Here is a 25,229-nt window from a genome sequence, read left to right on the forward strand (position 1 = left end):
TTTTTCTAAACGTTTGTTCAGTTCATTTAGACTTACTTATCGAAAATTTAAACGTATAGTGCTCTCTAACTTAATCTAATAATAAATACTGACACCACTATGAGCTTCAACAAAAGCATTCCTTTTTATCTTGCAGCCCTTTTCTGCCTCACACCTTGGGTGAGTTCTCCTACCGCGCTTGTTATCGGCTTTCTATTGGCGAGTTTGGGCTTCGTTCCTAGCAATCTTGAAGTGGGCAAGATTACTAAGAAGTTACTTGCTTATTCCATTGTCGGATTGGGATTTGGGATTCAATTCGAGAAAGCGCTAGCCGTGACCGGTGACGGTATTGGCCTTATTGTCACAACCATTATTGGCACTCTCGTCATCGGTTGGTTCTTAGCAAAGCGCATGGGGCTTGATCGCACAACCGGTTATCTTATCTCTTCCGGTACCGCTATCTGTGGTGGCAGTGCCATTGCCGCCGTTGCTCCCGCGATCAAAGCGGATGACGAGCAAATTGGCTTGGCCCTAGCAACAGTATTTGTACTCAACTCTATTGCCCTATTCCTATTCCCGATGATTGGTCACGCCCTAGAGCTGAGCCAACACACCTTCGGCACATGGGCAGCAATCGCCATTCACGACACCTCTTCTGTGGTGGGCGCAGCATCCGCTTATGGTGAAGAAGCGCTAACAACAGCAACGACATTGAAGCTGGCTCGTGCACTGTGGATCATTCCAATTGCTTTAGTGAGTGCCATGATCTTTAAGAGCGATCAAAAGAAGATCACCATTCCCTACTTCATTTTCTTTTACTGTGCCGCGATTGCGATAAGCGATCTATTGCCTCAATTCGAGGTCGTATATCAGGGAATCTTTGATATTTCGAAGCGCGCATTGGTTGTCTGCCTATTCTTGATTGGCTGTGGCATCTCGGTTGAAAAGCTTAAGGCGGCAGGGCCTAAACCACTTATGTTTGGCATCACTATGTGGGTGTTAATCTCTGTTGGATCGTTAAGTTGGTTACTGTTCGCTTAACCTAAAAACGCCTAGCTCAAAGACATGTGGCCCAAGAACGAAAAACCCTCACCATTATTACCACAATGGTGAGGGTTCTCTTTTCAGGGCTCTTGCTGTAGGGATTTTCAGGGTGCTTGCCGTGTAGCTTTCCGTATAAATAGTATCTTGGCTATTGCTGCGTGAGTGTCGCTTTAGGCTGTTTTTCCTTTCTCTGCATCATCACTAACACCACTACCAACACAAACGCTGTCAGCTCAGCAAGAGAGCGAGTCAGCCCGTGAGAAATAAGTGCCTGTCCTATTTGCAGCAGTACCGCAAAGATAAGCGCAATTTTCATGTCTGAAGCCTTATTCAATAGTCCCTTAGAATTAGGCTTCATTATGATAGATAGTTATAAAGATAATAAATTCTGTTTTGAACTATTTTATCTCTAAATCAACTAACCTAGCTCAACTCTCCCTCTACCCAATTAATGAAGGTTCGAATTTTAGGTCGATTCTCGGTGCCGATTGGACATAAAAGATCATAGCCAGAGGAAGTTTCCAAACTCGGGTATGGTGTAACCAAAACGCCAGATTCAATCGCATCTTTCACAAAGTGATAGCGTCCCATCGCGACTCCTAAATGGTTCTCGGCCGCAAGAAATCCCATCTCTCGGTGGCTAACACCGTAGTACTGCTTATAGATATCAATATCTAAGTTCATATAGTCCATCCAACGTTGCCATGAGTTTGACCCTTTGGCGTGAATGAAATTAATGTGCTTGAGTGACTCTAAACCACCTTGGTAGAGGTTGTGTTGCTTGGCGTATTTCGGTGAGCATATCGGGATATATTTCTCACCCAAAAGACGTTTGCGATATACATTGGTTCGCTCTTTTGAATCAAAATAGATTGCGACTTCAACGTCATTATGCTCAAAATCCTGCTGCTCTTCATGGGCAAACAAGTTGACATTGAACTTGGGATATTTGGCTTTGAAATCAGCTAATCGAGGAACTAACCAACCGCTGGCAAAGCCACTCGACGTGGCAATGTTGAGTTCCCCCTCCATTTCAGTGGCATTGATCTCATCAATCTCAGAGAAGATATTGCGAAGAGATTTAGAAAGCGTGGACTGAAAGCGATAGCCTTCGCTGGTCAACTCGAGCTTTCGCGTTCCCCTTACAAACAAACTAAAACCAAGCTCCTGTTCCAACACCTTAATTCGATGGCTTACCGCCCCTTGGGTAAGGTGCAACTCTTGTGCTGCCAACGTAAAGCTCATTGTCTTAGCAACAAGGTTAAATGTGTGCAGGTTTCTAAGCAGTAACTGTTGGTTTGCCATCGTCATCACTCATTAAAAAATTTAATCCATGGTACTACTCGTTTCGTTTGTTTGCATCGCTAAATAAGTTTCTAATATTCAAAGATTCTTAAATTGCTAGTGATATCAACCTTTCTTCAAAAAGTACCCAATCACTAGTGCATTAAAATGATTAATACCTATTAGGGGTTTATATGAATATACTCGGATACATGCAAAAAGTTGGTAAGGCGCTAATGGTTCCCGTTGCGACACTGCCTGCCGCTGCCATTCTTATGGGGATTGGCTATTGGCTCGACCCTGTTGGCTGGGGTTCCGAAAACATCTTAGCGGCATTCTTGATCAAATCTGGCGGTGCCATCATCGATAACATGGCAGTACTGTTCGCGGTGGGTGTAGCATTTGGATTGAGTCGTGACAAAAGCGGTGCAGCAGCGCTCTCTGGCTTCGTTATGTTCCTTGTCGTGACAACCTTACTCGCACCGGGCTCAATTGCCCAACTGCTTAACGTTGAAATGAGTGACGTCCCAGCCGCATTTAACAAGATCAGTAACCAATTCGTCGGCATCGTCATCGGGATTATTTCTGCCGAAATCTACAATCGCTTCTCAACCGTTGAGCTACCACAAGCGCTCGCTTTCTTTAGTGGTAAACGTCTTGTACCAATCCTAACCTCACTGGCTGGTATGGTGCTCTCGTTCGCTCTGCTTTATATCTGGCCTGCTGTGTATGACGCACTGATCATTCTAGGTATAAAACTTGAAAGCATGGGAGCAATTGGCGCCGGTCTATTCGGCTTCTTCAATCGCTTGTTCCTGTCTGTAGGCATGCACCACGCTCTTTATCCCGTGTTCTGGTTTGACGTTGTGGGAATCAATGATATCCCGAATTTCCTAGGTGGCGCACAATCTATCGCAAACGGTACGGGCATTCCTGGTAAAACGGGGATGTATCAAGCTGGATTCTTCCCAATCATGATGTTTGGTTTACCTGCGGCAGCATTAGCGATGTACCACTGCGCTGATGCTAAAAATAAGAACCAAGTCTTTGCCATTATGCTAGCTGCCGGTATGGCGTCATTCTTCACGGGTATTACAGAACCTTTAGAATTTAGCTTTATGTTCCTAGCGCCAGTACTCTTCTTAATCCACGCAGTACTGACGGGGTTGTCGCTCTATATTGCGGCGAGCATGGAGTGGATCGCTGGATTTGGATTCTCTGCCGGTTTCGTTGACCTTGTATTATCAAGCCAAAACCCACTTGCGGTGAAATGGTACATGTTACTGGTTCAAGGTGTCGTGTTCTTCGCGCTGTACTACGGCATCTTCCGCTTCGCCATCATCAAGTTCAACCTACGTACACCGGGTCGCGGTGAAGAGATGGAAACCGAGGGTGAAAATGAATCTCCAGAAGCCTTAGTTAACCTAACCCACAACTACATTGAAGCAATTGGCGGCGCAGATAATATTCTTGAAGTCGACAACTGTATCACTCGCCTACGTCTGACTGTGAAAGATTCGTCAGTAGCTGATAGCGAAGCCTTGAAGAAGCTTGGTGCTGCAGGTGTGGTTCCGGTAGGTAAAGGAGGACTGCAGGTTATCATCGGTCTAGGTAAAGTCGATAAAGTCGCAGATCAAATGAAGAAGGCACTCGCGTAATCACAACCTTCAAATAAAGAATTTGTGATGGTCTCACCGCCATCACAACCCCCTGAAGCGCAATTACGACTAGTCACCGTATATTGCGCTTCGTTTTATTTGGTGAGTTCAGTGTTAAGCCATGCTGCCAGCTGCGCACGAGAAATCTTAATCCCTGACTGCTCAATTGACGGCATACGATAGTAAGCAACAGGAAATTTGAAGCGTTCTAGTTTACCTTGCAATTGACGTTCAAATTCATCTTTAGATGGCAGTTCATCACAATCAATAATCGCAACGGGACGAAAACCAAATTCGTTATCTTCAACTGGGATAATCATCGCCATTCTAACCGCCGACAACTGATTCAACGCTTGTTCAATCTCTTCGCAATGAATGTTTTCACCACCCGAAATAAACTGGTTATCAGCCCTGCCGATAATTGAAATTTGGTCGCCTACCCATTCACCCAGATCTTTGCTATCAAACCAGCCATCGACATCAACAAGAGGCGTCAGGTTCCTTTGATAGTAATAGCCTGAAGCCAAAGTTTTACCGCCAATATAGATGCGCTGCTTAACAACCTTCAACGTTCGATGTGCCAATACAGCTCCAGCAGTGTCATGCTCATCGATGGGCTTAGCGGTCACCGTTGATGCCGCTTCCGTCATCCCATATCCAAGCCATGTGGTGATCCCACGTCGGTTCGCTTCAAGTGCAAGTGAATTGGGAATATGGCTTCCTCCCAACAAGACATGGCTCAAAGCAAGTGGGCACTTACTTTCTAGTAACCGACGCAGCTGAGTCGCCACCAAAGAGGCGTGTGTACAATGCTCTATGTCTTTGTCTAAGCCTTGATCACCGATTTTCAATGTTGCACCAGCCACCAGCCAACGGTACACAATCGCTAGCCCAGACACATGGTACATTGGCAGGCTTAATAACCAGGTATCGCCAATACTAAATTTGAACTGCTCCAACAAACCAGAGGCCGATGCAATATGCTGCTCTGTAGTGTGAGCGACCGCTTTCGGGTTACCTGTTGAGCCCGAAGTGAACACTATCGAGGCGAGTTCAGTTTGAACCCCCTGTTCTTCAACAGTATCAGGTGATGTAAAGCCCACGACATCATCTAGGCTGGGTAACGCTATCAGCTCTGCATCAATCTCCTGAACACTTTCGTTTATATCAGTATCAGTAAAAGCCACAAAACGGCGCTGGTCATCAGCATAAAGAGTTGTCAGCTTTTGATTGAGCTTGTTTATTGGCTGAGGCATGGTCATAGCAACCAAAACACCAAGATTAAGGGAGGCAAGATAAGCGACCACTAACTCACTTCTGTTCTTGCCAACGACGGTTAAGACGTCACCTTTAGAGAGACCTTGAGCATGTAAGTAACTACTATAAGCTTCTACCAACGAATTAAGCTGGCGCCAATTCAAGGTTTGTGAAGGCGTGATTAATGCGCAACTGTCTGGCGTTGAGTCTACCCAGCGTTGCCATAAGGAGTGATTAGAATTCACGGGCGTACTTGATAAAAAAGAGTTCAGCTCATCAAGGTGTGATGAGCTGTATGTGTGTGGATGATTCAAATCGATTACGACTGCCAGATCAACTGCTGACTTTCTAACGTCGCTAATGGCAAGTCACTGTTTGGCCATGCCACTTCGAGTTGAGACTGAAACAGGCCAATAGTATCTAAACCCGGAACTTCATCAGGCAAGTACTGGTGGGCCAAACGGGCAATTTGAGTAAGCCCAAGGCTGGTCTCAATGCTTGAACTGAGCACCGGCTTAATGCCAAGTTGTTTTGCACGCTCAATAATCGCGATACAGCGTTCAACTGAGCCAATCAACGTCGGCTTGATCACCACCGCTTTAGCGCCTGTCAGGTCACTGAGATTAAAGTCTGGTCGCTTAACTGCGTCTTGCAGGGTTTCATCCCATGCAATCGCGACACCATTATCAATCGCAAACGCTAAGCTGTCTTCTGGCTGCTGACACGGCTCTTCAATAAAGCTGATACGCTGACGCAAAGACGGAGAAATGTACTTAATGAATTGCTTCGCTTTCTCTGGTTTCCAAGCTCGGTTAGCATCGAGTCGTAAACTCAAGTCTGGTATCGACTCAAGGAAAAGGCTAACCAACATGCCATCGCGAATCGCCTCATAGAGGCCAACCTTCACTTTCGCGACTTTCTCACCTTCCATTTCGTTAAGTATTGGAATCAGTTCGTCTGGATCGCCTGTGCACAGTGGTGCAGCACGGTAATTCCCTTCAGATCCTAGCTTACCTTCAAGTTCCATCATTGCCATCGATAAGCCAAACGCAACCGAAGGGTAAAGATCCTCATAAGGAGTCAGAGGTTTGTTGTGGCTCCATAACTCCAACTGTTCTTGAAGTTGAATACCCGCTTGATCTGTGTCTTCTAAGCTGAACCCAGGCAGAGGAGAAACCTCACCCAGCGCTCGCTTACCATCATGCTCAAGCTCAATAACGTAGCCAGTACGTTGAATTAGCTTGTTGTCACGTAGAACCACACCGCTATCCATAGGTAATTGATAACGATAGAGTTTAGCTGTACGTGTTGAATTCATTGTGTTCATAAGTCTTCCTAGTGAACAAAGCATCAAAAACACAAAGAGCCGCATTGTGCGACTCAGTGTGGTAGTAGATTCGATTATGGGTTACGCGGGAACTTGTCGAAATCGGGGCGACGTTTCTCGTTAAATGCGTTACGACCTTCTTGGCCTTCTTCTGTCATGTAGAACATCATGGTCGCATTACCCGCTAGTTCTTGCAGACCAGCCTGACCATCACAATCGGCGTTCAGCGCTGCTTTTAGGCATCGTAGTGCCATCGGGCTATGTTGTAGTACCTCACGACACCAACGTACGGTCTCTTTTTCTAAATCTTCTACAGGCACAACTGTGTTCACTAAGCCCATATCAACGGCTTCTTGTGCATCGTAGAAACGACATAGGAACCAGATCTCACGCGCTTTCTTCTGACCCACGATACGAGCCATGTAAGATGCGCCCCAGCCACCATCAAATGAACCTACTTTCGGACCCGTTTGACCAAACTGTGCATTTTCAGCAGCAATCGTTAAGTCACACATCATGTGCAGTACGTGACCGCCACCAACAGCCCAACCAGACACGGCTGCAATCACAGGCTTAGGACAAGTACGAATTTGGCGTTGGAAATCGAGAACGTTTAGGTGGTGCGTACCTGAATCATCTTGGTAACCGCCGTAGTCACCACGGATACTCTGGTCACCACCAGAACAGAATGCTTTCTCACCTAAGCCAGTCAGAATGATTACGCCTACTTTCTCGTCATAGCGAGCGTCAGCCAGTGCGTTGATCATCTCTTTTACGGTTTGTGGACGAAACGCGTTGTGAACTTGAGGACGAGCAATCGTGATCTTCGCAATACCGTCGTCTGACTTATGGTACTGAATGTCTTCATATTGACTGCCTACATCGCTCCAGTTTACTGCTGCGTATAGTTCTTCTTCGGTGATGCCTACTGTTTTCGCCATGGTGGTTCCCATTGTTATATTCGTGAGCACAACCTTTATCGGGTGGTGTCACGCTCTACTTATGTAAAGTGTTATTTATACTGAGTGCTATCTACATCAAGCGTTTTTACGTAATGCGTTTGCGACTGGTTCAATCATGCTTGTTAATGCATTGGATGATCAAATTCGAAAATAGTTCAGGCTGTTCAAAATGGACATTGTGCCCAGCATGATCAACCTGGCTGCATTCGAAGCCGCTACTCTCAGCCAATTCAATGAATTTACGATCTTTTTTACCACAAATATAATGCAGTTGATGCTCACAAGATTTCAATGTGGCACGTAAATCCGGTTGCTTAGCCAGTGATGTAGATAACAACATATTTGCTACGGATACTCCAAGGTTACCACTACGCTTTATGACCAAAGTTTGTCTTTGCTCATGATTTAGTGAAGAAAAGACGCTTTGTTGATACCAATCGTCTAAAACATCTTCAATTGATTGCTGTGCAAAGCGTACTGCCCACTGGGTATCGTGCACCAGACGCTGTGCTCTTGCGTCGTCACAGTCGAGCCCGAAGTTGCCTCCTTCTACGACAACTTTCACCAAGTTCAGCTCGTCAAATTTACCGTTGGTCACACCATACATCGCCAAGCGGCCACCAAGAGAGTAACCAATCAAAACAGTAGGATAATCATCAGGGCGCTGATATTGCTGAAGCTGAAATTGGACATTTTGGACAATTTTCTCACAGCAGTGGTCAAAACCTATCGGGTCGACAAAACAACTTTTGCCGTGTCCCGGGAGATCGATACACAGTCGCGGATATTCAGACAGGTATGAGTGACATGCACTCCAATCCTCACCGCTTCCAAGTAGACCATGCAGGAACACAAGCAAAGGTTTCTCTGATGAGGTTTGCTCAGCGGGATAGTAAGTGGAGAAAAGCATGTCGACTCCTTAGGCTAACGCCTCTTTTAACATTGAATTGAACTGCTTCAACAAGTGAGAGACTTGTTCTGGAGGTGTTTTTACTTCAACCAGTATTACGCCCTCGCCCTGCTCAAAGTGTGACTCAATCACATTCTGATACTGAGTCAGAGTTGCAGGGGCTGCATATTGCAATCGAAACTGTGCCGCAGCGTGTTCAAAATCATAGCCATGAGGCATCTGATAAAGAGATTGTTTCTGTTGTTGAGGAACCGGCAGCAAATCGAAAATCGCACCGCCATCGTTATTCGTCACCACGATCACCATAGGCGTCTGCGACTCACTCAGCAGAGCCAACGAGTTCAAATCGTAAAGCAGAGAGGTATCACCAATCAGCATCATCATCGGCTGTTGATTGGCCTTGAGTACTCCCGCAGCTGTCGCGATCAACCCATCAATACCTGACGCGCCTCGGTTACTGTAAACAGAGCGGCTTGGCACGGCAGACAACATATCGACTAGTCTCACCATTAGACTGTTTCCAACAAACAACTCTCGTTCTTTAAGTCTAGCTGACAAATCAACGGCAACACTGAGCTCGGTGAGCTGATCATCATTCATTAACTGAGCGCGAGACAATTGAGAGACGCTTTGTGAAACAAACTTAAGGCCATCAGCCCAACCGGCATGATGAGCATGCAAACTTGGCAGCGACTGACTATTTAGCCATATACTTGGCTGAGCAATGATATGAGTTTGAGGTAAATGATCTTGGTTGATACAGTGACTGTCTGGTGATATCACAAGATACTGCTCTAGCGAGAAGTCTTTAGCTTGTTGTTTGATCCAATGATTCAAACGCTTAGACACAATCCGCTCACCAAATTGTACGATACAGTCACAATCACTTAATTGCTGAGCAAGCTCTGGGATTTGAAGCCAAAGATCGTAGTGTTGCCAATCACTAGCCACGCCAGATTGGGCGTCACAAAACACAGGCCAACATAATGACTGCGCAAACTGCATTGCTGCCTGAGCTTGTTCCAACGCCACAGAACCAATCACAACCACCCCACGGCGCTGATTATAATCACTCGATGAGATATTTGGGCTAGTCTCGCATAAGCGATATGACTTGGAGGTGTATGGCTTGTCACTCATTTTCCATGCAGAAACTGAAGACAGATAGTCGTAATAAATATCTGAACTCTCATTGGAGTAAAGTGGTTCTGGATAAGGGCAGTTAATATGGATAGGTCCACCCTTGGCACTTTGCTGCGCCAACAAATCATCCAATGAACATAACAACCAGTTCAAAGACACCTGAGTACTTGGACTTGGAAGATTCAGTGTCCCTTCAACATGCTGAGAAAAAATACCCAATTGTTGTATGGCTTGGTTTGCACCACAATTAACCAACTCGATAGGACGATCTGAGGTCAAAAGAATCAGAGACTCGCGAGTTAGACCAGCCTCAGCTACAGCAGGCAATAGGTTGGCAACCGCTGTGCCGGAAGTCACGATAACCGCCACTTTGCTTTTCGTCGCTTTCGCTAAGCCTAATGCGAAAAAGCCTAAGCCACGCTCATCAAAGTGAGTATGGATGGTGAGTTTTTTATTGGCTTGTGCCTCAAGAGTCAAAGGCGTTGAACGCGAGCCTGGAGCAATACAGATATGCTTAACACCACTGCGCGCTAACTCTTCAAGCAGCGTCGATGACCAGACTCGATTTAATACTGCTTGGTCATGCTTAAATGATGATGAACTCATGACGCCACACCCAGTGGTGGGTGTTCAGAGATAAGACTTAACAGAGTCGACATTTTCTTATTCAGCTCTTGCCACTCATGTTCGGCCACGGATCCAGGCACGATCCCAGCGCCAGCAAAGAGCTGCACTTGATCATTGACGATCAAGGCACTGCGAATCGCGACACAAAACTCTGCACGTTGGTGGCTAATGTAGCCGACTGAGCCTGCATACCAGCCTCGAGCAAAAGGTTCGTGTTTCGCAATAAAGTCCATGGACTCTTTGCGTGGCAAACCCGCCACTGCAGCCGTAGGTTGTAGCGTGCCCAATAACTGAACCCCATTCACACCATTGTGCAACTGAGCATGAATATGGCGCTTAAGATGTTGAACCTTACGTAAACGCACTAAACGCGCCTCTTTTTCAACACTCACAGAGTGAGAATGCGGCGTTAAGCGATCAACAATGTCGTCTACAACATATTGGTTTTCATTGAGGTTTTTCTTATCCTGCGTCAGCCAGTTAGCGAGTTCCATGTCCGACGACGCATTCTTGCCCCGACCTATGGTGCCAGCTAACGCTTCAGTATCAAGCTCGGTACCGTGGCGGCTATAAAGCCTTTCTGGTGTTGAGCCAATGAAGCTGTGTTTGGAGTCCAACACCAACATGAAGTGAAAGCTATTGTGATTTTTTTGATAGCTGGCTTTCAATAGCTGAGCGGCACAAATTGGCTCATCAAGCTGTACTGTGGTTTTACGAGCCAGTACCACTTTTTTGAAATCGTCATTTTTGATGCCAGTGAGCACCTTCTCGACTAAGCTGCTCCACTCCGGTTGCTCTGGAATATGACTAATGTGTTCTATATGAGCAGTTAACGGGGCCAGTATCGCAGCATCAACCGACAACTTTTTAAGCGCACTGACGGAGGCAACGCGATCAGGGGTTAAGTTAACCGCCAAAGACCATTGCTCATCAAAGCGAATCAATTCAATTTGTGGCAAAAAGAAAAACGACTCCATACAGCGTCGATTCTTTTCAGTGTGCCCGTCAAAGGAGCGACCACCCCAGATGCGTTGATCTTCCCCAAGAATGGCGTAAGCAGGAGCAGGATCGGAAAAAGTATGAAGTTGTCCCAGCGCAACCACCTCTTCTCGAGTGTCGCGAGACTGCCAGTAGAATTTTGGGAACAGCGGTTGAGCATGAAGCCAATCAATAAATGCAAACGGTGGTTTTTGCTTTAGAACTTCAACACAACGAACTTCGCCAGCTTGGGCATTTTGAACTCGCTCAATCAAAGCGGAGATGGTTTGTTGGAAATGTGACAAATCGACCTCGTTCACATCTAATTTATTATTATATTAGTTTGATACTTTATGGGTAGCACCTACTTAGATCAAGAATGTATAAAATCTTTTCGGTATTCCTGTGATTTTAAGCGTTTCGCCCCTCAGCTTATCCCTACTCAGGCCGAGTTTACGAAATCCCTCGCCATCCCTCCTGAACACGCACTGGCTAAAGGTTATTCGGAATTAACCGATTGTTCAGATTTTTATTCTATCAAACGCCAATTTAAGGTACTTTAATAAAGTATTTAAATAATTTTTAGGAAATCGGCAATGCAAAATATCGGGATGTCGTCAAAACTCAACAGTGTATGCTATGAGATCAGGGGACCAGTACTAAAACATGCTAAACGCATGGAAGAAGAAGGACATAAAATCCTAAAGCTAAATATTGGTAATCCCGCCCCATTTGGTTTTGACGCCCCAGACGAAATCCTTGTTGACGTAATTCGTAACCTTCCGACATCTCAAGGTTACTGCGATTCAAAAGGGATCTACTCTGCCCGTAAAGCCGTTGTACAGCACTACCAAAAGAAAGGGCTACGCAATCTTGATGTAGAAGATGTCTACATCGGTAACGGCGCTTCTGAGCTTATCGTAATGTCGATGCAAGCTCTGCTAAATAATGGCGATGAAATCTTAGTTCCCGCTCCTGACTACCCACTGTGGACAGCGTCTGTGGCGCTGTCAGGTGGTAAAGCCGTTCACTACATGTGTGATGAAGAGAACGACTGGTACCCAAACCTTGATGATATGGTCTCTAAGATCACACCGAAAACTCGCGGTCTTGTTCTTATCAACCCGAACAACCCAACAGGTGCGGTTTATAGTCGCGACTTTTTGTTGAAAGTGGTCGAGATTGCCCGTGAGCACAAATTGATGATCTTCGCCGATGAGATCTACGACAAGGTGCTTTACGACGGTGCCGTACACACTTCAATCGCAACGCTTGCGGAAGATGTACTGATGGTGACCTTTAACGGCCTATCAAAAGCGTACCGTGTATGTGGTTTCCGCGGTGGTTGGATGTTCCTAACGGGCCCTAAACATTTAGCCAAGGGCTATGTTGAAGGTCTCGAAATGCTGGCTTCAATGCGTTTGTGTGCCAACGTACCAATGCAGCACGCTATCCAAACTGCACTAGGCGGCTATCAGAGTATCAACGAGCTTATCTTGCCGGGCGGCCGCTTACTGGAGCAGCGTGACCGAGCTTGGGAACTGATCAACAAGATTCCGGGTGTCTCTTGTGTGAAACCAAAAGGGGCAATGTACCTGTTCCCGAAAATCGACACTGAGATGTACAACATCAAAGACGACCAAAAGTTTGTGCTCGATTTTCTTAAGCAAGAGAAAGTTCTGCTAGTACAAGGCACGGGCTTTAACTGGCCAAAACCGGATCACTTCCGAATCGTGACCCTGCCACACATTGAAGACTTGGAAACTGCTATCGGTCGCCTTGAGCGCTTCTTATCGACCTATAGCCAAGAATAATCTTAGATTACAAGGCTTTAAATTCGCTTGAATCACTTCTATTCTTAAAAGGCTCCTGTTGGAGCCTTTTGTCATTAAGGAAGGAAGCGTATGATTCAAAGCCATTTCTTTGCACACCTTGCTCGCATGAAGCTGATTCAACGTTGGCCTCTGATGCGCTCAGTTTCAACCGAAAACATCTCTGAGCACTCATTGCAGGTGGCGTTTGTCGCCCACGCATTGGCAGTGATAAAAAACAAAAAATTTGGGGGTAACCTAAACCCTGAACACATCGCTCTACTTGGGATGTACCACGACACCAGTGAAGTATTGACGGGGGATCTTCCAACCCCAGTGAAATACTACAACCCAGACATCGCCAGCGAATACAAAAAGATTGAAGCGGCTGCCGAGCAACGTTTGTTGTCGATGCTCCCTGAAGAGTTTCGAGAAGACTTTGCGCCATTTTTGATTTCCGGAAGCGCAAACAAAGATGAGCAAACCATCGTCAAACAAGCAGATACCATCTGTGCTTATCTCAAATGTTTGGAGGAGCTCAGCGCAGGCAATCATGAGTTTGAACAAGCCAAACGACGCTTAGAAGAGACGCTTTCACAGCGAGCCAGCCCAGAAATGGATTACTTTTTAACGACTTTCGCGCCCAGCTTTGAATTATCACTAGACGAGATAAGTTAGCTAGGGTTAAGTTGTGACTATCAACCTTAACTCATAGGTGCCCACTTGACGGTTTCAAACTCAACGACTCTAACGCTTGCCGAGCAATGGCAAGCACGTAATGACGACGAACACAAAATCCGTAGAGATGACCACAGAAGCCCATACCAACGAGACCGAGCTCGAGTCCTTCATTCAGCGGCGTTTCGCCGACTCCAAGCGAAAACTCAAGTTCATGGTACTGCAGTCAATGACTTTCACCGCACCCGCCTCACCCACTCTCTAGAGGCAGCACAGTTAGGGACTGGAATCGTCGCTCAACTTAAGAAGAAGCAGCCCGAGTTTCGTGAATTGCTCCCTTCAGACAGCCTGATTGATTCCTTGTGTTTGGCGCACGATATCGGTCACCCACCTTATGGGCACGGAGGTGAAGTTGCACTCAACTACATGATGCGCGATCACGGTGGCTTTGAAGGTAATGCTCAAACTTTCCGTATTGTGACTCAGTTGGAGCCATATACTGAACACCACGGCATGAACCTATCAAGGCGTACCCTTCTTGGTTTAATCAAATACCCGTCGCTGATTAGCAAAGTGAAAGCCGCCTCGATGCCAGAGCCTGTTAAACACCAAAGACAGCTACGAGCTAAAGACTGGATGCCAGCCAAAGGCATTTACGACCACGATAAAGCGTTGTTTGATTGGGTGCTTGCTCCCTTATCTGAAAGTGACCAAGCTCTTATTCAACAACCAAGAAAATCGAGCGTTGAGCCATTTGAACACAACAAAACCAAATTCAAATCCTTGGACTGCTCGATCATGGAACTGGCAGACGATATCGCCTACGGTGTGCATGACTTGGAAGACGCGATTGTGTTGGGCTCGGTAACCAAAGCACAGTGGATGGAATCTGCCTACCCGCAGCTATTAGAAGCTGACGATCCTTGGATTACACGCCACCTCGACTCGATTACTGAAATGCTGTTCTCTGGGGAGCAGTACCGTCGTAAAGATGCGATTGGCGGCATTGTTAACGCGTTGCTCACAAGCATATCAATCAAGCCTGTGGAGGCGAGTTTTGAAAACCCTCTACTCTCACACAATGCCTATCTCGAACAGAGTATGGATTTAACCCTAGATAAGCTTAAGCACTTTGTAAGCGAGTTTGTTATTCAGGTGCCGGAAGTCCAAGTGATTGAATATAAAGGACAGCAGATCATCATGGATATGTTTGAAGCCTTCAGTGCCGACCCAGAACGCTTGTTACCACTGGCGGTTAAAAAGCAATGGCAAAGCCACACTCAAGAGTGCTGTAAGATGAGGGTTATTGCCGATTACATCTCATCGATGACCGATGACCTCGCTCAGAAAATGCATCAACAACTATTTTCGGCACATACTGAGTTCTAACAGGTAGAGCTTCGCAGAGGAACTCTTAACTCAAGTAGTTTTTCTCAAACACACCCGGCGGCATTTGGTCGATTTGAAACTGAATCATTCGGTCAAATGCTGCAAGTAGAGGTTCAAACTCTCGATGAGGTTGCAATAGAGCCAGCAAATGGTAGCCCGCTTCCACGGTAGAAAGGCTATTTTCACTCGGCGCTTTGCGAATCCGATAGTTCCCTTTCAGATCTTTTGGTAAATGAACGGTATCTAGCTGCTGTAAATTACTCGAAACTTGCCACATCTTGAAAGCTTTCTTCCAGGTTCCATCCAGTAAGATGACCCTTAGCTTGTTCTCGGCAGAGTTGCCTAAGCCAGAAGTCGATAACTGTTCAACCGATACCGAAGTCTCACCCGGGTATAAAATCGCATGCCGATACTCACTGTCGCCTAACAAGCGATTCAGCTCCTCATGTTCAGAAAAATCTTCACCGATGAAAGTCACGCTATTTGACAACGACAAAGACAAAATGCGTGCAGTACCCATTGGCCTATGCTCTTCTGATGGATGTTGAAGAATGATAAGCTCAACGTCAGATTCTAGTGGAGTGATCCACTGACAAATACACGCTTTCATAGCCTTTCGGCATTGTGGGCAATAACGAGACATGGACTTACGGTGTACCCTGCTTTAGTTTTTATTTCACTGATATGTGTACTGTTCCAATTCGACCCGATTCAAACTTGGGTCGTTTGGGATCAAACTGCGATCGCCAATGGACAATGGTGGCGAATCGTAACAGGAAACTTTTCCCATACCAACCTTTCGCACTTAGCGATGAACCTCGCTGGGTTGTGGGTGATCTGCTTTGTGTTTCAACCAAGCCGAATTCGAATCCTTGCCTATCTACTTTTAATCAGTGTGTTTACCGGAGCGGGACTCTTGCTGACCGACATGCAAAGTTATGTCGGCTTATCTGGGACACTACACGGATTGTTTGGCGCATTCGCGCTGACAGAAGCTCTGACAGGTCGACGTTCAAGTTGGTTGTTGGTTGGTGGACTCGTCGCGAAAATCGCTTGGGAGCAGCTTATGGGGCCTTCTGCTACAACAGGAGCGTTAATTAACGCACGTGTTGCAATCGAGGCTCACCTTATCGGCGCAATCGGTGGGCTCTTACTGGCATGGGTTAAAGTAAAACGAAGAATATGAAGGGTAAGTTCGCCCTTCATATCCAGCTTATTCTCCGTCATATCTAACTAGTATTAAAGCTCGATTCTTTTTCGATTCTTCTCGACCGTGGCCGAACCGATGCCCTTTACATTGGCGAGGTCTTCTGGCTTTTCAAACGCGCCGTGTTGGTCACGATATTGCACGATTTCTTGCGCTTTCTTATTACCGATTCCTACCAACAAGGCAGATAGCTCTTCTGCTGTTGCTGTATTTATATTTACCGTCACTTCAATTCCCTCATAGAGCTCGGCTTTCGACGGACTATCTGCCCAAACCGAACAACTAAAGACGATCATAAGTGACATTAAAAGAGTGTATAGGGGTTTCATTTTTCGCTCCGTTCCATGATGAGAAAACTGAACGTTACGCTTTGAAATGCACCTGCTGTAGTTTATTAAGGCAAAAATAAAGCGGGTCACCTAAGTGACCCGCTTTGAGTTACAACTGATTTTCATTGTCGTGTAGGCTGACTCGCAAACCTACTCTTCAAGCAATCTGTTACTGACCTTGACCTACAATGTAGTATTCAACATCTGCATTCTTACGAAGTACATTTAGAACATTAGTCAGGTCTTGCTGGTTACCAACTCGCTCTAATTGCGCACCGATTTGAGTGCTGTAAGCTGGGTTGATGTCTGCAGTTACTTTAGAAAGCTCTACAACAACGATGTTACCGTTTTGGTCTTTTGCTTGACCAAATACTGGTTGCTCTGCTTCAGGCTTCGCAAAAGCAAACACAGAGCTTGCTAGTGGAGAGCTACGATCAATCGTTTCCAGTTCGCTGAACGTCAGGTTGTTCTCAGCCAATACCGCTTCGTTACCTGCTTTCAGTCCGTTTACAAGAGATACACCTAGCTCAATTGCTTGTTGTTCCGCTTTCACAGCAGACAGCGCAGCAACAACTTGGTCTTGCACTTCTTCTAGCGGAAGTACAGTTTCGTCACGAGTCTCTTCAACGCGAACTACGATAACGTGCTCAGGCGCCACTTCGATAACTTCTGAGTTTAGGCCGTCTTCTTTCACTTCTGGGCTTAGAATCGCTTGCATAACAGCAGGCGTCTTCAGTAGCTCAGGAGCGTCGATTTGAGAAACGAAGTCAGTTGTCTGAATCTTAGCGTTGATCGTCTCTGCTGAGTCGTCCAGTGAATCTGGGTACTCAAACGCAACCTTCTCTAGCTCAGTTTGTAGCTCGTAGAACTGGTCTACTGCTTCTTGATCCAGTAGCTCTTGCTTGATTTCCGCCGCTACTTCAGAGAATGGTTGAGCTTTAGAAGCTTGCAGTTCATCTAGCTTGATGATGTGGTAGCCGAATTCAGATTTAACCAGACCTGTTGTGTCGCCTACATTCTCAAGAGCGAAAGCCGCATCTTCGAATGCTGGGTCCATCACGTCACGCTCAATCCAACCTAGGTCACCGCCAAGATCAGCACTGCCGAAGTCATCAGATTTTTCTTCTGCTAGCGCAGCAAAATCAGCACCTGCATTTAGCTCATCAAGAATCGCTTGTGCTTTCGCTTCGTCATCGCCTTGAACAAGGATATGGCTTACTTTGCGTTGCTCTTCTGTCGAGTACTTATCTAGGTGCTCTTGGTAGTACTGCTCAGCTTGCTCATCAGACACTTCAATCTGACCTTTCAGCGCTTCTGCAGAAAGCTCAATGTAAGATACTTTTGCTTGCTCTGGACGAGTGTAAGCTAGAGGGTTTTGCTGGTAGTACTCTGCAATCTCTTCTTCTGTTAGCTCAACGCTTTTCGCTAGCTCAGCAACAGAAAGTGTTACCGTGCGAATATCACGAGTTTGAGCAATCAGTTTGCTTTGAGTATCGATCTCACCTTGAAGAACAAACTCACTACCCTGTAATGCCGTTACCAACTGGTTGCGCATTAGGTCGCGACGCATGTATTCAGCGAAGCTCTCTGGGCTAAAGCCTGCACGACGAAGTGCCGCTTGATAAACCTCTTGATCAAATTGACCCGCAGTTTGGAACTGAGGCATCTCTAGAATCATAGTGCGGATTTGTGAATCGCTAATACGTAGGCCTAGAGACTCAGCTTGCTGCTCAAGCAGTACATCATTAATCATGCGATCAAGTACTGATTTACGGAAAGACTCTACGTAAGCAGGGTCTGCAAGCATTTGAGAAAAGTAGTCGCCAAGTTGTGATTGCATACGGTTACGTTCGTTTTGGTAAGCCTGTTCAAACTCACCACGACCGATTTCTGTATTGCCAACTTTCGCTGCAGCGTTGTTACCACCACCTGTGATGTAGCTGCCTACACCTGCGAATACGAATGACAGGATAATCAACCCAAGGATAATTTTTACCGCGATGCTATTCACGCCTTCGCGTAATCGATCCATCATAATTTAAGTGCTCTCCGGATATGAAGCATGGGCTTCAATATAAAAATCTTATTCACGCGATATTATCAGAAAAAGAAATGCGCATCAGTAGGATGCGCATAATTTAAATTAGTTCAATGTGCTTTGCACAATAACTGTTTAAGAATGAAACATCATTTTTCAAACAGCTAACGCATCTTGCGACCTTGGCTTAACAAAAGCCTAGGTAATGCAATATTAGTTACATGCGTCTTTTAGTGCTTTACCCGCTTTAAAGCCTGGTACTTTTGCTTCTGCAATTTGGATTTCTTCACCAGTCTTAGGGTTACGACCTGTGCGTGCAGCACGAGTACGAACACTGAATGTACCAAAACCAACAAGTGCTACTTGGTCACCTGATTGAAGTGTTGTGCCAACTGCTTCGATGAATGCGTCTAGAGCGCGGCCAGCTGAAGCTTTAGAGATATCTGCGTTTTCTGCGATTGATTCTACTAGTTGTGTTTTATTCACTGTGTTTCCCCTCTTTGTCATCTGCGACTAATTTAGGATGACGGTACGTTCCATTTTGGTTTTAATTTAGCCAAAAGCCTTATTGCAAAAGGGCTTGCGGCTTTAGTCAATTAACTTAGCGCCCAAAAAAAACGCTGACAAGCCTTTTTAGACTCATCAGCGTAATTCTTTACTTATTTTTGCTGCGCATCACTATTTTTTAGCGACAAACTCGACCCCTGACGGATCTCGTTCTAGTGCAACTTTCAATACTTCATCGATCCATTGAACAGGAATGACTTCCAAATCAGCGATTACATTGTCTGGAATCTCTTCCAAATCGCGCTCATTATCTTTTGGAATCAGTACTGTTTTGATGCCACCACGGTGTGCAGCAAGCAGTTTTTCTTTCAAGCCACCGATAGGTAGAACTTCACCACGAAGAGTGATTTCACCCGTCATACCCACTTCCGCTTTCACAGGGTTACCTGTTAGGCTAGAAACAAGCGCAGTACACATTGCGATACCCGCACTTGGGCCATCTTTTGGTGTTGCACCTTCAGGTACGTGAACATGGATATCACGCTTCTCGTAGAAATCTGAGTTGATACCCAGCTTCTCAGCACGAGAGCGAACCACTGTCATCGCCGCTTGAATCGACTCTTTCATCACATCACCAAGAGAACCGGTTTGCGTTAGCTTACCTTTACCTGGCATTGCTTCAGTTTCAATCGTTAACAGATCGCCGCCAACTTGAGTCCACGCTAGGCCAGTTACTTGGCCAATACGGTTACTCTCGTCTGCTTTACCGAAATCATGACGCTGAACACCTAGGTACTCTTTTAGGTTGTCCATTGTCACTGTCACTGACTTAAGATCGCTGTCTAGCAAGATATTCTTAACCGCTTTACGACAGATCTTCGAAATCTCACGCTCTAGGCTACGTACACCCGCTTCACGCGTGTAGTAACGGATAATGCCGATGATTGCAGAATCTTCGATAGTGATTTCGTTCGCCTTAAGACCGTTGCGTTTTACTTGCTTATCAACAAGGTGACGCTTAGCAATGTTCAGCTTCTCGTCTTCTGTGTAGCCCGATAGACGAATCACTTCCATACGGTCCAGTAGAGGGCCAGGAATATCCATCGAGTTAGACGTTGCAACGAACATTACATCAGACAGATCGTAATCAACTTCTAGGTAGTGATCGTTAAACGCGTTGTTCTGTTCTGGGTCTAGAACTTCAAGCAGTGCTGAAGACGGGTCGCCACGCATATCAGAAGACATCTTATCGATCTCATCTAATAGGAACAGCGGATTCTTAACGCCAACTTTAGACATCTTCTGGATTAGCTTACCCGGAAGAGAGCCAATGTAAGTTCGACGGTGACCACGAATCTCTGCTTCATCACGTACGCCGCCTAGCGCCATACGAGTGTACTTACGACCGGTAGCAGCTGCGATAGAGCGACCTAGAGAGGTTTTACCCACACCAGGAGGACCAACAAGACAAAGGATTGGACCTTTCAGCTTGTTGATACGGTTTTGCACCGCCAAGTACTCAAGAATACGTTCTTTAACACGCTCAAGACCGTAGTGGTCTTCGTTTAAGATCTCTTCTGCTTTCGCTAGGTTCTTCTTAACTTTCGAACGCTTCGCCCAAGGTACGCCAACCATCCAATCAATGTAGCTACGAACCACCGTTGCTTCTGCCGACATTGGCGACATCATCTTCAGCTTTTGTAGCTCTTGCTCGGTTTTTTCACGCGCTTCTTGCGGCATTTTTGACTCTTCGATCTTCTTCTTAAGAGTCTCGAATTCGTCAGGAGCATCGTCCATCTCGCCAAGTTCTTTCTGAATCGCTTTCATCTGCTCATTCAGGTAGTACTCACGCTGAGATTTTTCCATCTGCTTCTTAACACGACCACGGATGCGTTTTTCTACCTGCAGGATATCAATCTCTGATTCCATTTGGCCCATCAGGAACTCTAGACGCTCAGTCACATCTAGAATCTCTAGTACGTGCTGTTTGTCTACCAGTTTAAGTGGCATGTGTGCTGCGATGGTATCCGCTAGACGAGCGGCTTCATCAATCCCACTCAGAGAGGTTAATACCTCTGGTGGAATCTTTTTGTTTAGCTTAATAAAGCCTTCGAATTGATTGATCGCGCTGCGAACAACCACTTCTTGTTCTTTTTCGTCAAGTTCTGAGGTGACAACGTATTCTGCATCTGCAAGGAAGAATTCACTTTCTTTGAATTGGTGAATTTTCGCACGCTGCTGACCTTCAACAAGCACTTTCACTGTGCCGTCAGGTAGCTTTAAAAGCTGAAGAATCGTAGCAACGGTACCTACTTCGAATAGGTCGTCGATTGAAGGCTCATCGGTATCCGCTTCTTTTTGCGCCACTAGTAGCACTTGTTTGTTAGCTTCCATTGCCGATTCAAGGCAAGTGATCGATTTTTCACGACCAACAAACAGTGGGATAACCATGTGTGGGTAAACCACTACATCACGTAGAGGCAGTACGGGGATCTCGATACGCTCGGAACGTTCCAAGTTCATATATTTCTCTCTTCCGCTTTAACTTATAAAGCAGTATATGGGGCTTAAACGACTGGATTCAATGGAAGAATAAAAAAAAGGAGGTAATTGCTTACCTCCTTTTGGAATTTGAGTCACTAGTCTAAAAAAGACCTACTCTGCTACTGCTGCTTGGTTCTCTGAATTGCTGTAAATCAGAAGAGGTTCTGACTCTCCGTTAATCACAGACTCATCAATAACAACCTTGCTCACATCAGTTGATGATGGCAGTTCGTACATTGTTTCTAGCAGCACACCTTCTAAGATTGAACGTAGACCACGAGCACCTGTTTTACGGCTCATTGCTTTCTTAGCAATGGCACGTAGTGCATCTTCACGGAATTCAAGTTCTGTATCTTCAAGCTCGAATAGCGCAGCGTACTGTTTTGTTAGTGCGTTCTTCGGCTCACATAGAATTTGAATTAGCGCTTCTTCGTCTAGTTCTGTCAGTGTGGTTGTTACCGGTAGACGACCAATGAATTCAGGAATCAGACCGTACTTCACTAGATCTTCAGGTTCAACTTGAGTGAATAGCTCACCGATTGTTTTGGTTTCATCTTTTGAACGCACTTCTGCGCCAAAGCCGATACCAGAACCTGTTTCTACACGTTGTTCAATCACTTTATCTAGGCCGGCAAATGCACCGCCACAGATAAACAAGATCTTAGATGTATCCACTTGCAAGAACTCTTGCTGTGGATGCTTACGACCACCTTGAGGCGGTACTGAAGCTACTGTGCCTTCTACAAGTTTTAGAAGTGCTTGCTGAACACCTTCACCCGATACATCACGAGTGATAGATGGGTTTTCAGCTTTACGAGAAATCTTATCGATTTCATCAATGTAAACAATGCCGCGTTCCGCTTTCGCTACGTCGTAATCACATTTCTGAAGCAGTTTCTGAATGATGTTTTCTACATCTTCACCAACATAACCCGCTTCGGTTAGTGTGGTTGCATCTGCCATAGTAAATGGAACGTCTAGGAAACGAGCCAATGTTTCAGCGAGTAGTGTTTTACCACTACCAGTAGGGCCGATAAGCAAAATGTTACTCTTACCTAGCTCTACGCCTTCAGCTGTTGTATCACCATTACGTAAACGCTTGTAGTGGTTATATACTGCAACTGCTAGCACTTTCTTCGCGTACTCTTGACCGATTACATAGTCATCAAGGTGCTCTCGAATCTCACGAGGCGTTGGTAACGCTTCAGATTCTTTCTTTGGAAGAACATCTTTGATTTCTTCACGAATAATGTCGTTACAAAGGTCGACACATTCGTCACAAATGTAAACAGAAGGGCCTGCGATTAACTTGCGAACTTCGTGCTGGCTTTTGCCACAGAAAGAGCAGTAAAGCAGTTTACCGCTACCACCCTCTTTGCTTTTATCTGTCATTCGCTAACCTCTTAGCCTTTACTCTCTATGATTTGAGTGTATATCAATTTGCATCAATTTGCGTTAAACAATTGCTGAGCAATTATTGACCGCGATGATTCAGAACTGAATCCACCAAACCGTACTCTACAGCTTGTTCTGCAGACATGAAGTTGTCACGATCAGTGTCACGCTCAACAACTTCTAGAGGCTGACCTGTGTGCTCTGCCAATAGTTTGTTTAGCTTCTGTTTGATCGTTAGGATCTCTTGCGCGTGGATTTGAATATCAGACGCTTGGCCTTGGAAACCGCCAAGTGGCTGGTGAATCATTACACGAGAATTTGGAAGTACGTGACGCTTACCTGGCTCACCACCAGCAAGTAAGAATGCACCCATCGAGCAAGCTTGACCCATACATACAGTGCTCACGTTTGGCTTAATGAACTGCATTGTGTCGTAGATAGACATACCTGCAGTTACGCTGCCACCAGGTGAGTTGATGTAAAGATAGATATCTTTGTCTGGGTTTTCTGATTCCAAGAAAAGCAGTTGAGCCACGACAAGGTTTGCCATGTGGTCTTCCACTTGACCGGTTAAGAAAATGATTCGTTCTTTTAACAGACGAGAATAGATATCGTAAGAACGTTCACCACGGGAAGTTTGTTCAACCACCATTGGAACTAGTGCGTCCATAATCGATGGCATTGTATTTTTTTCTTGGTAGCTCATATTCTTATGTCCCTAAAATAAATGGCCCGAATGATTAAATCATACGGACCATTGTTAGCAGAATTGTCGACCGTACGTCAACCTTCTACGTCAGATATTACTATATTAAGCAGGTTGCTGATTCATTAGCTCGTTGAAGCTAACTTCTTTCTCAGAAACTTGAGCTTTAGCGATGATTGCATCAATAGCTTGCTCTTCTAGAGCAACGTTGCGCATGTTGTTCATCATTTGCTCGTTTTGCTCGTAGTAAGCAATAACTTCAGATGGATCTTCGTATGCAGTAGCCATCTCTTCGATGATTGCTTTTACTTTCTCATCGTCAGCTTTTAGCTCTTCAGACTTGATTACTTCACCAAGTAGAAGGCCAACAACTACGCGACGTTTAGCTTGCTCTTCGAACAGCTCACGTGGAAGTTGGTCAGCAGCTTCAGTGTTGCCACCGAAACGTTGAGCAGCTTGTTGACGTAGAGTACCGATCTCTTGGTCGATAAGTGCAGCTGGAACGTCGATGTCGTTTTCTTTAACTAGACCGTCGATAGCTTGCTCTTTGATGCGGTTCTTAACAGCTTGCTTAAGCTCACGCTCCATGTTCTTACGAACTTCAGCTTTAAGACCTTCAACACCGTCAGTAGCGCCGAACTTAGCAACGAATTCTTCGTTTAGTTCTGGAAGTTCACGAGCTTCAACTTTGTTTACTTTGATTGCAAACTTAGCTGCTTTACCTTTTAGGTTTTCAGCGTGGTAATCTTCTGGGAAGTTTACGTCAATTTCGAATTCCATGCCTTTAGTTTTGCCAACGATACCGTCTTCAAAACCAGGGATCATGCGACCAGCACCCATCTCTAGTGGGAAGTTCTCAGCTTTACCGCCTTCGAACTCTTCACCGTCGATAGAACCAACGAAATCGATAGTTGCGCGAGAACCTTCTTCAGCAGCTGCATCAACTTCAGTCCAAGTTGCTTGTTGCTTACGTAGAGTTTCGATCATCTCTTCAACGTCAGCTTCTTTAACTTCTACTGCTGGCTTCTCAACAGTGATGTTTTCTAGACCTTTCAGCTCAACTTCTGGGTAAACTTCAAAAGTTGCGTTGAATACTAGGTCTTCGCCTTCTTTGTTTTCTACTGGTGCGAAAGTTGGTGCGCCAGCTGGGTTGATCTTCTCTTTAACGATCGCTTCGATGAAGTGGCGTTGCATTACTTCGCCCATCACGTCTTGACGTACTGCTTTGCCGTACATTTTAGCAACCATCTTCATTGGCACTTTGCCTTTACGGAAACCATCGAAACGACGGTTTTTCGCGATGTTGCGTAGTTCAGCTGTAACTGCATCTTCGATGTTAGCAGCAGGAACAGTAATATTAAGACGGCGCTCTAGGCCTTCTAGCGTTTCAACAGTAACTTGCATTATATAAAACCTCAAAACTGGCTCAGATAATCTGAGCATATGAGCCGTAACG

Annotated in this window: 22 protein-coding genes; 6 read left to right on the forward strand and 16 right to left on the reverse strand. The window is 45.6% G+C overall.

Features of this window, described 5'->3' with window-relative positions:
* Nucleotides 1-99: 99 nt before the first annotated feature.
* Nucleotides 100-1,020 (forward strand): putative sulfate exporter family transporter, encoded by a 921-nt coding sequence (locus L1D60_RS19255; protein ID WP_239842498.1) that lies wholly within the window; start codon nucleotides 100-102, stop codon nucleotides 1,018-1,020.
* Between the two features lie 151 nt (nucleotides 1,021-1,171).
* On the opposite strand, the gene L1D60_RS19260 is transcribed toward L1D60_RS19255, so the two are convergent.
* Together L1D60_RS19260 and L1D60_RS19265 are read right to left on the reverse strand one after the other, a co-directional pair.
* Nucleotides 1,172-1,339, reverse strand: coding sequence for a hypothetical protein (locus L1D60_RS19260; RefSeq protein ID WP_239842499.1), 168 nt, complete (start codon nucleotides 1,337-1,339; stop codon nucleotides 1,172-1,174).
* 107 nt (nucleotides 1,340-1,446) lie between these two features.
* Complete coding sequence (locus L1D60_RS19265; protein WP_239842500.1) at nucleotides 1,447-2,328, reverse strand: LysR substrate-binding domain-containing protein; 882 nt, start codon at nucleotides 2,326-2,328, stop codon at nucleotides 1,447-1,449.
* A gap of 191 nt (nucleotides 2,329-2,519) precedes the next feature.
* Between L1D60_RS19265 and nagE the strand changes: the two genes are divergently transcribed.
* A complete protein-coding gene (gene nagE, locus L1D60_RS19270) occupies nucleotides 2,520-3,965 on the forward strand; it encodes an N-acetylglucosamine-specific PTS transporter subunit IIBC (protein WP_239842569.1) in 1,446 nt (481 codons plus the stop codon).
* A 95-nt stretch (nucleotides 3,966-4,060) separates the two neighbouring features.
* Here the strand turns inward: nagE and menE are convergent, their stop codons facing one another.
* The 6 genes from menE to L1D60_RS19300 all read right to left on the reverse strand — a co-directional run bounded on the left by menE (nucleotide 4,061) and on the right by L1D60_RS19300 (nucleotide 11,474).
* The gene (gene menE, locus L1D60_RS19275) at nucleotides 4,061-5,467 is read right to left on the reverse strand and encodes an o-succinylbenzoate--CoA ligase (protein WP_239842501.1); all 1,407 of its coding nucleotides are present in this window, start codon (nucleotides 5,465-5,467) and stop codon (nucleotides 4,061-4,063) included.
* Nucleotides 5,468-5,541: 74 nt separating this feature from the next.
* Entirely contained in the window at nucleotides 5,542-6,549 is a 1,008-nt protein-coding gene (gene menC, locus L1D60_RS19280) for an o-succinylbenzoate synthase (RefSeq protein ID WP_239842502.1), read from the reverse strand.
* Between the two features lie 74 nt (nucleotides 6,550-6,623).
* A complete protein-coding gene (gene menB / locus L1D60_RS19285; protein WP_032549592.1) occupies nucleotides 6,624-7,490 on the reverse strand; it encodes a 1,4-dihydroxy-2-naphthoyl-CoA synthase in 867 nt (288 codons plus the stop codon).
* Between the two features lie 130 nt (nucleotides 7,491-7,620).
* On the reverse strand, nucleotides 7,621-8,421 hold the full coding sequence (gene menH / locus L1D60_RS19290) for a 2-succinyl-6-hydroxy-2,4-cyclohexadiene-1-carboxylate synthase (protein ID WP_239842503.1): 801 nt from the start codon (nucleotides 8,419-8,421) through the stop codon (nucleotides 7,621-7,623).
* 9 nt (nucleotides 8,422-8,430) lie between these two features.
* Complete coding sequence (gene menD, locus L1D60_RS19295) at nucleotides 8,431-10,170, reverse strand: 2-succinyl-5-enolpyruvyl-6-hydroxy-3-cyclohexene-1-carboxylic-acid synthase (RefSeq protein WP_239842504.1); 1,740 nt, start codon at nucleotides 10,168-10,170, stop codon at nucleotides 8,431-8,433.
* Nucleotides 10,167-11,474 carry an isochorismate synthase MenF gene (locus tag L1D60_RS19300; protein WP_239842505.1) on the reverse strand — a complete coding sequence of 436 codons (1,308 nt, stop codon included), beginning with the start codon at nucleotides 11,472-11,474 and terminating at the stop codon, nucleotides 10,167-10,169. Before L1D60_RS19300 ends, menD begins: the two co-directional genes overlap by 4 nt.
* 291 nt (nucleotides 11,475-11,765) lie before the next feature.
* Between L1D60_RS19300 and L1D60_RS19305 the strand changes: the two genes are divergently transcribed.
* The 3 genes from L1D60_RS19305 (at nucleotide 11,766) to L1D60_RS19315 (ending at nucleotide 15,047) form a co-directional block, all read left to right on the forward strand.
* Nucleotides 11,766-12,983, forward strand: a complete 1,218-nt coding sequence (locus L1D60_RS19305; RefSeq protein WP_239842506.1) for a pyridoxal phosphate-dependent aminotransferase — start codon at nucleotides 11,766-11,768, stop codon at nucleotides 12,981-12,983.
* Between the two features lie 90 nt (nucleotides 12,984-13,073).
* Nucleotides 13,074-13,658 (forward strand): 5'-deoxynucleotidase, encoded by a 585-nt coding sequence (gene yfbR, locus L1D60_RS19310; protein ID WP_239842507.1) that lies wholly within the window; start codon nucleotides 13,074-13,076, stop codon nucleotides 13,656-13,658.
* Between the two features lie 45 nt (nucleotides 13,659-13,703).
* Entirely contained in the window at nucleotides 13,704-15,047 is a 1,344-nt protein-coding gene (locus L1D60_RS19315) for an anti-phage deoxyguanosine triphosphatase (RefSeq protein ID WP_239842508.1), read from the forward strand.
* A 25-nt stretch (nucleotides 15,048-15,072) separates the two neighbouring features.
* On the opposite strand, the gene L1D60_RS19320 is transcribed toward L1D60_RS19315, so the two are convergent.
* Complete coding sequence (locus tag L1D60_RS19320) at nucleotides 15,073-15,657, reverse strand: tRNA-uridine aminocarboxypropyltransferase (RefSeq protein WP_239842509.1); 585 nt, start codon at nucleotides 15,655-15,657, stop codon at nucleotides 15,073-15,075.
* Nucleotides 15,658-15,699: 42 nt separating this feature from the next.
* Here L1D60_RS19320 and rrtA point away from each other — a divergent pair, with 42 nt between their 5' ends.
* Nucleotides 15,700-16,233, forward strand: coding sequence for a rhombosortase (gene rrtA, locus L1D60_RS19325; protein ID WP_239842510.1), 534 nt, complete (start codon nucleotides 15,700-15,702; stop codon nucleotides 16,231-16,233).
* Nucleotides 16,234-16,286: 53 nt separating this feature from the next.
* On the opposite strand, the gene L1D60_RS19330 is transcribed toward rrtA, so the two are convergent.
* The 7 genes from L1D60_RS19330 to tig form a co-directional block, all read right to left on the reverse strand.
* On the reverse strand, nucleotides 16,287-16,583 hold the full coding sequence (locus L1D60_RS19330; protein WP_239842511.1) for a helix-hairpin-helix domain-containing protein: 297 nt from the start codon (nucleotides 16,581-16,583) through the stop codon (nucleotides 16,287-16,289).
* 169 nt (nucleotides 16,584-16,752) lie between these two features.
* A complete protein-coding gene (gene ppiD, locus L1D60_RS19335) occupies nucleotides 16,753-18,618 on the reverse strand; it encodes a peptidylprolyl isomerase (RefSeq protein ID WP_239842512.1) in 1,866 nt (621 codons plus the stop codon).
* 216 nt (nucleotides 18,619-18,834) lie between these two features.
* Nucleotides 18,835-19,107: an HU family DNA-binding protein gene (locus L1D60_RS19340; protein ID WP_004736083.1), complete on the reverse strand. Its 273-nt coding sequence runs from the start codon at nucleotides 19,105-19,107 to the stop codon at nucleotides 18,835-18,837.
* A 192-nt stretch (nucleotides 19,108-19,299) separates the two neighbouring features.
* Nucleotides 19,300-21,651 carry an endopeptidase La gene (gene lon, locus L1D60_RS19345; RefSeq protein WP_239842513.1) on the reverse strand — a complete coding sequence of 784 codons (2,352 nt, stop codon included), beginning with the start codon at nucleotides 21,649-21,651 and terminating at the stop codon, nucleotides 19,300-19,302.
* Nucleotides 21,652-21,783: 132 nt separating this feature from the next.
* Nucleotides 21,784-23,064: an ATP-dependent protease ATP-binding subunit ClpX gene (gene clpX / locus L1D60_RS19350; RefSeq protein WP_032549603.1), complete on the reverse strand. Its 1,281-nt coding sequence runs from the start codon at nucleotides 23,062-23,064 to the stop codon at nucleotides 21,784-21,786.
* Nucleotides 23,065-23,146: 82 nt separating this feature from the next.
* Nucleotides 23,147-23,773, reverse strand: coding sequence for an ATP-dependent Clp endopeptidase proteolytic subunit ClpP (gene clpP, locus L1D60_RS19355; protein ID WP_239842514.1), 627 nt, complete (start codon nucleotides 23,771-23,773; stop codon nucleotides 23,147-23,149).
* 105 nt (nucleotides 23,774-23,878) lie between these two features.
* The gene (tig, locus tag L1D60_RS19360; RefSeq protein ID WP_239842515.1) at nucleotides 23,879-25,177 is read right to left on the reverse strand and encodes a trigger factor; all 1,299 of its coding nucleotides are present in this window, start codon (nucleotides 25,175-25,177) and stop codon (nucleotides 23,879-23,881) included.
* Nucleotides 25,178-25,229: the final 52 nt, after the last annotated feature.

This window comes from Vibrio sp. Isolate30, assembly GCF_022397975.1.
GTDB classification, from domain to species: domain Bacteria; phylum Pseudomonadota; class Gammaproteobacteria; order Enterobacterales; family Vibrionaceae; genus Vibrio; species Vibrio fortis.